Below are 6,637 nucleotides of genomic sequence, written 5' to 3'. Positions count from 1 at the left end.
GCCACTGGCTACCGACACCGTGAGGTGTCGGGATGGGCGAACAGGAGTCAGCAGAGGCCATATTAGGCTCTCTAACCAAGAGCTGAAGGGCTGAACCTGTCACGAGTGGATAGTTGACCACTCTCTGATGTGTACGAGCAGAAGCCTCCCCGGAGGGCTCTCGATAACTGTATGGCGGGCCGGAAGCCCAAAGACTGTCGAAGCGCTCAGAGCACACAGGCGAGCGAATTCAGCGGAACGAAGCTCAGCCCGATAATGGGGGACAGGAACCGCCGTGGTACGGATCCGTTTGCCCGGTGGTGTGAGAGGACGGGGGAGGCGACTCCCCCTCCTACTCGATTCAATTGGCCGCTTGCTCCACAGTAGAGATACTGCACACTTCCATACGGTAGCCTGATTGGTACACGCTGCGTAGGCGCAGCACGTGCCGACCGTCCAGCTCTAACTTGCGTCGCAAACGGCTGACTGAGTATCCGTACGCGTCGACACATCGCCTTTGATCCCCCCACACCAGCTCCAATAAGTGAGCGCGGCTTAACAACTCACCCACTTTAGCCAGTATTTTTATCCTTATTAAGAAATGAAGAGCCCTCCATAAACCAAGGCGCCGATAACAACAAAGGCGGGATGGGTGTTAAAGCGCACAAGCGCAATCGTGGCCACGATACCGATAATCAGCGTGTGGAGGAGGCCGCTTGCCGCCATACTTTCTGTGAAAAAACTGAGGGTAAGCCATGCCATCATCATGGCAATCACTGGTCGTACCCATTGGCTCATGCGTTTAACGCGCGGGGAGTCGCGGTGGCGATATAAAAGCCCCAAAGCGCCAAGCATCAGCAGGAGTGAGGGAATGACCGTCGCGGCAACAGCCACAAATGCCCCGCCAATACCGGCAACTTCATAGCCCACATAGCCCGCCATTTTGGTGGCAATGGGGCTTGGCAGTGCGTTGCCGAGCGCCAGCGTTTCAGCAAAACCCTGCGAGGTCATCCAGCCGTAGCGGCCTACCACTTCTGCTTCAATGAGCGGAATAATGGCGGGGCCACCGCCATAACCAATAATGTTAGGAATAAAAAAGGCGAGAAAGAGATCCCAGTAGATCATGCGGTGCCCTCCGCGCGTTTTTTACGGGATGGGCGTAGGAGGGCCGCCAGCAGAATGGCCCCAATCACCCAGCCGGGATGTACGCCTAGCCAATAAATCACCGCGCCTGCGATGACCGCCATAGCGATGCTGATTAGCCAGCCAAGGGCGGCTTTGGATTTATCGAAGAAGTCCCAGGTGAGCTGAGCCATCATGACCATGACTACCGGAATGACCGCTTGTCCCATACCGCGAATCCAGCCAACGTCGCGGTAGCGGCTAAAAATTCCTAACATCACAATCATGGCCACGATCATCGGTAGGATAACGGCAATGACGGCCGCCGCGCAGCCGCTGATGCCCGCTACCCGGTAGCCAATATAGCCGGGCATTTTGGTGGCGATGGGGCCGGGTAGGGTATTGCCGATGGCGAGCACGTCGGCAAACTCTTCATCGGTTAGCCACTGGTGGCGTGTCACGACTTCCGCGCGGACCAGCGGTATCATGGCAGGGCCGCCGCCAAAGCCGAAAATGCCGACGCGGAAAAACGCCCAAAAAAGTGCTGTTTGCTTCATACGCTCATTGCCCGCAGCGGTAGCATCACAGTAAAAAGCATCGAGATTGCCTATTTATCGTTTGTGGATTAAAAAATCGATTATTCTGTCTAAAATAGAATATAGGTGAGCCAGACAAGAGGCGTCAACACCTAGTCATGGAATCTCCGTTAACTGATGCCTTACGAAGGTGCGCAAAAGGACTCCGGTATGAACAAGCCAATGCAGCTTTCCTCCACGAAAGCATCTAGCTCTATCTATGATTTACTGCGCCGCGATTTGGTGGGGGGGCGCTTTAAAGCGGGTGAGAAACTCGCCATTAATACGCTCAAGGAGCAGTACCAAGTAGGGTTGAGTCCGCTGCGTGAAGCGCTTAATAAACTGGCGGCTTACGGCCTGCTGATCCAAGAGAATCAGCGTGGGTTCAGAGTGCCTAAGCTCTCACGTGAAGAATTAGACGATATTGCGCGACTGCGCACCGAGCTTGAAGGTATGGCGCTGGAGCGAGCTATTGCTCATGGCGATGCGGTATGGGAAGCAGACCTTTTGGCGGCGGCACATCGCCTAAAGCGTGCAGACATTACACTAGATAAAGGCGAAGAGTGGGAGCGCCTGCATACGCATTTTCACCGTACCCTGGTGGCACCCTGTGGTTCAGTATGGCTGTTGCGCTTTATTGAACAATTGCACGACCAGTTCGACCGCTACCGCCGTTTAGGGCCGAAAATGCCGACTATCCGACAGGAACTGGATGAACAACACCATGAGCTGGTAGAACTAGCGCTTCAGCGCGACGCGACAGCCGCAAGAGCACTAATGGACGACCATATTCACAAATCTTATGAGGTTGCCTTGGCGCGTTATCAACAGCATGCCTAGCGTATTTGCGAGGGCTTATCTGTACACTGGCGTCCAATACGTGGCGATGCCACGCCTTTTAAAGATCCATAAGGTGCAGGTGGAACGGGTATGACGCAAGCAGCAGATCAGCAGGTAGTGGACCAAACGCTGGCATGGGTGAGCCATTTTATTGTTGGACACAACATTTGCCCCTTTGCTAAACGTGAGCTGGATAGCAATACGATTCGTGTTGAAGTCGTGCGCTCGAAAAAAGTGGATGTGGCCCTTGAGGAGCTAGTGGCCGAGATTGAGTGGCTCAATGAGCACCCAGAGACAGAAACTACGCTATTGGTATTTCCCACGCTATTTAAAAGCTTCGATCACTACCTTGATTATGTAGAGCTTGCCGAAAACCTGCTGTTTGAGCTCGGCTACGAAGGCGTTTACCAACTGGCGACGTTTCATCCTGACTACTGCTTTGCAGATGTGGACCCGCTGGATGCGGCGAATTATTCCAATCGTTCTCCCTATGCCATGGTTCATCTGCTCCGCGAAGCCAGCGTTGAGAGAGCCATCGCCTTTTACGGCGACACGGCCGCTATCCCTGAACGAAATATCGCTTACTTAACAGCGTTAGGCAGCAAAACCGCTGAGGCGCAGCTGCAGCGATGCTACAACCTGCCTTAATTTGCATAGGGTGCCTAAATTAATTTTTATGTTTGCAGACCATTTTTAATGCAGCGTTGGAAGACCAGCAGACTAGCAACCTGCTGGCAGTAAGAAGAAAACCCTCTTAATAGCCTTATAACGACTTATGCATAACGTAAGTATCCACATAACCAAGCGATGAGTGGCAATAAGCGTTGGGCACCGTGCCAACAATGCTAAACCCCAGACGTTGCCATAAGGCCACGGCGACTTGGTTGCTGGCCACTACGGCGTTGAACTGCATGGCTATAAAACCATGTTGGCGCGCAGCTTGCTGTGAGTGTTCGCACATGGCTCGCGCAACCCCTTTACCTCGCGCGTGCGGCGTTACCATATAGCCGCAGTTACACACGTGGCTACCAGGGCCAGCGGCATTCGCTTTTAAGTAGTAACTACCTAGCAGCTGCCCCTGTTCGTCTTTCACTGCAATACTGAGCAGTGGTGTTTTGCACCACAGTGAAAAAGCGTCGTCATAAGTGATGTTAGGATCTATCGCGTAGGTTTCTTCGGCAGCTACAATGGCCTGGAACGTGGGCCAAAATAGGGCGAACTCATCCGCAGTCATTGGTGAAAATTGAAGGGTTTGCATGAGTCTTTTCTCGTTCATTAAGGCATAAGCTACGTTAGCATATTCTGATGCGGCTCAGCGCAGTTGCATCGTTCCCCACCGAGTGGGCCATAAATTACAACGAGAGGGCTTGGCAATGACCATAGAGAGCGCACTGACCTACTTTTTAGCTATCTTTGTGTTTGCCGTGACGCCTGGCCCAGGAATTTTTGCGTTACTAGCTAAGGGGATGTCGGCAGGTACGCGTCCGTGTATCCCGCTGGCGCTGGGTATGACGGTGAGCGATGTGATCTATCGATCTCACCGTGCTAAACCGGAGCGATATGTTTCTGGTGGTGGGCTTAACGCTGGTTGGGTTGATGATGGGCTTAATGCTGGTAGCATCGTTTGCTTCCTCTGCGCGGCGCTTTTTTCAATCGGCGCGCGCTCAGAAAGGCACCAACCGTACCGCAGGCTCGCTGATGGTAGCGGCAGGTGCTTTTCTCGTTGCGAAAGGGTGAGTAGAGCGGCTTAACGTGCGGCTTGGGCAACAATCTCATAGCTACGCAGCCGATCAGCGTGGCTATAAAAGTCGCTATTAATCATAAGTTCGTTAGCGCCGGTACGTGCTTGAAACTCTTCTAATTGCGCTTTTACTGTTTCCGGGCCGCCAATAATAGCCGCCCCCAAAAACTGCTCTACTTGAGCGCGCTCCATGGGGGACCAGTCTAACGTATCGACGGGGGGCAGTGACTGGGTCGGTTTACCACGAATCAAGTTTAAGAATTTTTGCTGAGCGGTGGTGGCCAAGTAGTGCGCCATCTCGTCGCTTTCCGCCGCCATGACAGGCAGGCCCACCATCGCATAAGGTGCCTCTAAATGCTCAGATGGCCGGAAATTATCCCGGTATAGGCGCAGTGCTTCAAAGAGATAGCCCGGCGCAAACTGCGCAGCAAAGGCGAAGGGTAGGCCGAGCTTTGCCGCGAGCTGTGCGCTGTAACCGCTGGAGCCCAGTAGCCAGATGGGGACATGGGTGCCTTGGCCTGGAACGGCTTTAACGGTTTGGCGAGGGTCCGCATCGTCTAAATAACGGCGCAGCTCTTCAAGTAGCTCTGGAAAATCATCAACTCCTGCATGGGCGTGGCGGCGCATAGCCCGCATGGTGGCACCATCTGAGCCAGGCGCGCGGCCCAGGCCAAGGTCAATTCGCCCTGGGTAGAGGGTTTCCAGCGTGCCAAACTGCTCGGCAATCACTAACGGTGGGTGGTTAGGCAGCATAATACCCCCGCTACCCACGCGAATAGTGGACGTCTGGCCTGCTACGTGGCCAATCAGTACGGCGGTGGCCGCACTGGCAATGCCAGCAATGTTGTGGTGTTCGGCTAACCAGTAGCGCTGGTAGCCCAAAGACTCTGTGTGTTGGGCTAAAGAGACGCTATCACGAAACGTTTCAGCAGCGCTGCCGCCTTGGCGGATGGGCGCTAGGTCAAGAACAGAGAGTACGGTTGAGGCAAGTTGGCTCATAAGTCACCTAATAAACATGCATGGTCGGCGGGCCAAGTTGTTAGCACGCTTCATAATGCTATGTTTATGCGGGCAGCAACGAGCAAAAACAAGGCGTCAAGCGAGCAGAGTTACTCTCGGGGCGGTGTGGGTCGCACTAGGATTTCATTAACGTCAACATGGGGTGGTTGCGACAGAGCATAGATCACCGCATTGGCGATATCGCGGTCTGCTAGCGCGTACTCGGGTGGTTCATCAAAGAAGGGAGTATCGACCATGCCGGGCTCAATCAGCGTCACCCGCATGCCGGTGCCGCGTAACTCCTCGCGCAGATTATAACCAATACCCGTTACTGCCCACTTTGTGGCGCTATACATGGAACCTGGGATGGTGGTGCGGCCTGCGGCAGAGCCGGTTAAAAGAATATGACCCTGGCGGCGTTTTAGCTCTGGCAAGCAGGCTTGCAGCGTAAGGCCAACGCCGTAGATATTGGTGAGAATCATCTCCCGCCAAGCAACATGATCGGCGCTGCTAAACCCACCCGGTGAGCCACCGCGACCTGCATTGGCGAATACTGCATCAATGTGGCCAAAGGTTTCAATCGCCTGTTCCACCATAGCTTGCTGCTGGCTTAAGTCGGTGGAGTTATGGTGATTTCTGGTGTATGGAAGCAGGCTGAAAGGATGGCGTATCCTGTTGGTTGATCACCACCAAGATCACAACCAACAGAGGATGGATACGCCATGTCCAAGTCTAACCTGCATGCTCTTTCACAACCAGAGGCGACCACGAACGATCCCTTGCACGATCTGATCCGACAGGGTGCCCGTGACCTGATTGCGCGGGCTGTCGAGTCTGAGCTTCAGGGGCTACTGGATCAGTATGCCGATGTATTGACACCCGATGGTCGCAAGGCGGTAGTCCGAAACGGTCATTTACCAAAGCGAACCATTCAGACAGGCGTTGGAGATGTTGACGTTCAGGTGCCCAAGGTCCGGGACCGCAGCGGCTCCGGCATTCGCTTCAACAGTCAGCTCCTGCCACCGTATTTGAACCCGCCTTATTCATGAGACCGGCCTGAAAACGAAGATAGCGGATGGTATCCTCTTGAAAATTCAGTGTGTTCCGCCAAGAACCTGATCCAAGGGAGCCATCCGCTATGGGTGAAAGCCTATCCACCTGGACGCCCTCGTGCAACGGCTCTGTCCGTGTCGAGCTGAGCGGCCACCGCACCACCAGCGACAGCGGCGCTTTGTTGCTGCGCGAAGCCCTCGACAGTAGCGGCGTGATCGAGGCGCTCGGCGACAACCTGGTCGATGCGCGTCATCCGCTGCGCATTCGCCACTCGCTGACCAGCCAGATACGCACTCTGGTGCTGCAGCGGGCGATGGGCTGGATCGAT

Annotated in this window: 9 protein-coding genes and 2 pseudogenes; 5 read left to right on the top strand and 6 right to left on the bottom strand. The window is 54.5% G+C overall.

All coding sequences use genetic code 11. The features are described from left to right. Positions 1–340: 340 nt before the first annotated feature. From BMY49_RS16650 to BMY49_RS16640, 3 genes are read right to left on the bottom strand one after another with little or no spacing between them, the layout of a single operon-like run. The gene (locus tag BMY49_RS16650; protein ID WP_275041228.1) at positions 341–550 is read right to left on the bottom strand and encodes a winged helix-turn-helix domain-containing protein; all 210 of its coding nucleotides are present in this window, start codon (positions 548–550) and stop codon (positions 341–343) included. 23 nt (positions 551–573) lie between these two features. Continuing rightward, complete coding sequence (locus tag BMY49_RS16645) at positions 574–1,104, bottom strand: chromate transporter (RefSeq protein ID WP_044628975.1); 531 nt, start codon at positions 1,102–1,104, stop codon at positions 574–576. Next, a complete protein-coding gene (locus tag BMY49_RS16640; RefSeq protein ID WP_089676101.1) occupies positions 1,101–1,658 on the bottom strand; it encodes a chromate transporter in 558 nt (185 codons plus the stop codon). The genes BMY49_RS16645 and BMY49_RS16640 overlap by 4 nt, the downstream gene beginning before the upstream one ends. Positions 1,659–1,847: 189 nt before the next feature. On the opposite strand from BMY49_RS16640, the gene BMY49_RS16635 reads away from it, so the two are divergent. Both BMY49_RS16635 and BMY49_RS16630 read left to right on the top strand, forming a co-directional pair. Next, positions 1,848–2,516, top strand: coding sequence for a GntR family transcriptional regulator (locus BMY49_RS16635; RefSeq protein WP_089676102.1), 669 nt, complete (start codon positions 1,848–1,850; stop codon positions 2,514–2,516). 90 nt (positions 2,517–2,606) lie between these two features. Beyond that, positions 2,607–3,164 carry a DUF1415 domain-containing protein gene (locus tag BMY49_RS16630; RefSeq protein WP_089676100.1) on the top strand — a complete coding sequence of 186 codons (558 nt, stop codon included), beginning with the start codon at positions 2,607–2,609 and terminating at the stop codon, positions 3,162–3,164. Positions 3,165–3,279: 115 nt separating this feature from the next. Here BMY49_RS16630 and BMY49_RS16625 read toward each other — a convergent pair whose 3' ends face one another. After that, the gene (locus BMY49_RS16625) at positions 3,280–3,774 is read right to left on the bottom strand and encodes a GNAT family N-acetyltransferase (protein ID WP_054641363.1); all 495 of its coding nucleotides are present in this window, start codon (positions 3,772–3,774) and stop codon (positions 3,280–3,282) included. A gap of 284 nt (positions 3,775–4,058) precedes the next feature. Between BMY49_RS16625 and BMY49_RS18115 the strand changes: the two genes are divergently transcribed. Further along, entirely contained in the window at positions 4,059–4,253 is a 195-nt protein-coding gene (locus BMY49_RS18115; protein ID WP_338061336.1) for a hypothetical protein, read from the top strand. Positions 4,254–4,263: 10 nt separating this feature from the next. Here the strand turns inward: BMY49_RS18115 and BMY49_RS16615 are convergent, their stop codons facing one another. Beyond that, positions 4,264–5,256, bottom strand: a complete 993-nt coding sequence (locus BMY49_RS16615) for an LLM class flavin-dependent oxidoreductase (RefSeq protein ID WP_062374754.1) — start codon at positions 5,254–5,256, stop codon at positions 4,264–4,266. 110 nt (positions 5,257–5,366) lie between these two features. Further along, positions 5,367–5,876: pseudogene (locus BMY49_RS16610) on the bottom strand (SDR family oxidoreductase); the annotation flags it as partial. Positions 5,877–5,978: 102 nt separating this feature from the next. Here BMY49_RS16610 and BMY49_RS16605 point away from each other — a divergent pair. After that, positions 5,979–6,287: pseudogene (locus tag BMY49_RS16605) on the top strand (transposase); the annotation flags it as partial. A 68-nt stretch (positions 6,288–6,355) separates the two neighbouring features. Continuing rightward, on the top strand, positions 6,356–6,637 hold a 282-nt coding region (locus BMY49_RS16600), incomplete at its 3' end, for a transposase (RefSeq protein WP_208596190.1).

This window comes from Vreelandella aquamarina, assembly GCF_900110265.1.
Lineage (GTDB): Bacteria > Pseudomonadota > Gammaproteobacteria > Pseudomonadales > Halomonadaceae > Vreelandella > Vreelandella aquamarina.
This window is presented reverse-complemented; position numbering and strand designations above follow the sequence as displayed.

Bases quoted from the DNA above. Each gene is read 5' to 3' on its own strand.
- BMY49_RS16645 (WP_044628975.1), bottom strand. From the start codon at position 1,104: ATGATCTACTGGGATCTCTTTCTCGCCTTTTTTATTCCTAACATTATT.
- BMY49_RS16640 (WP_089676101.1), bottom strand. From the start codon at position 1,658: ATGAAGCAAACAGCACTTTTTTGGGCGTTTTTCCGCGTCGGCATTTTC.
- BMY49_RS16635 (WP_089676102.1), top strand. From the start codon at position 1,848: ATGAACAAGCCAATGCAGCTTTCCTCCACGAAAGCATCTAGCTCTATC.
- BMY49_RS16630 (WP_089676100.1), top strand. From the start codon at position 2,607: ATGACGCAAGCAGCAGATCAGCAGGTAGTGGACCAAACGCTGGCATGG.
- BMY49_RS16625 (WP_054641363.1), bottom strand. From the start codon at position 3,774: ATGCAAACCCTTCAATTTTCACCAATGACTGCGGATGAGTTCGCCCTA.
- BMY49_RS16615 (WP_062374754.1), bottom strand. From the start codon at position 5,256: ATGAGCCAACTTGCCTCAACCGTACTCTCTGTTCTTGACCTAGCGCCC.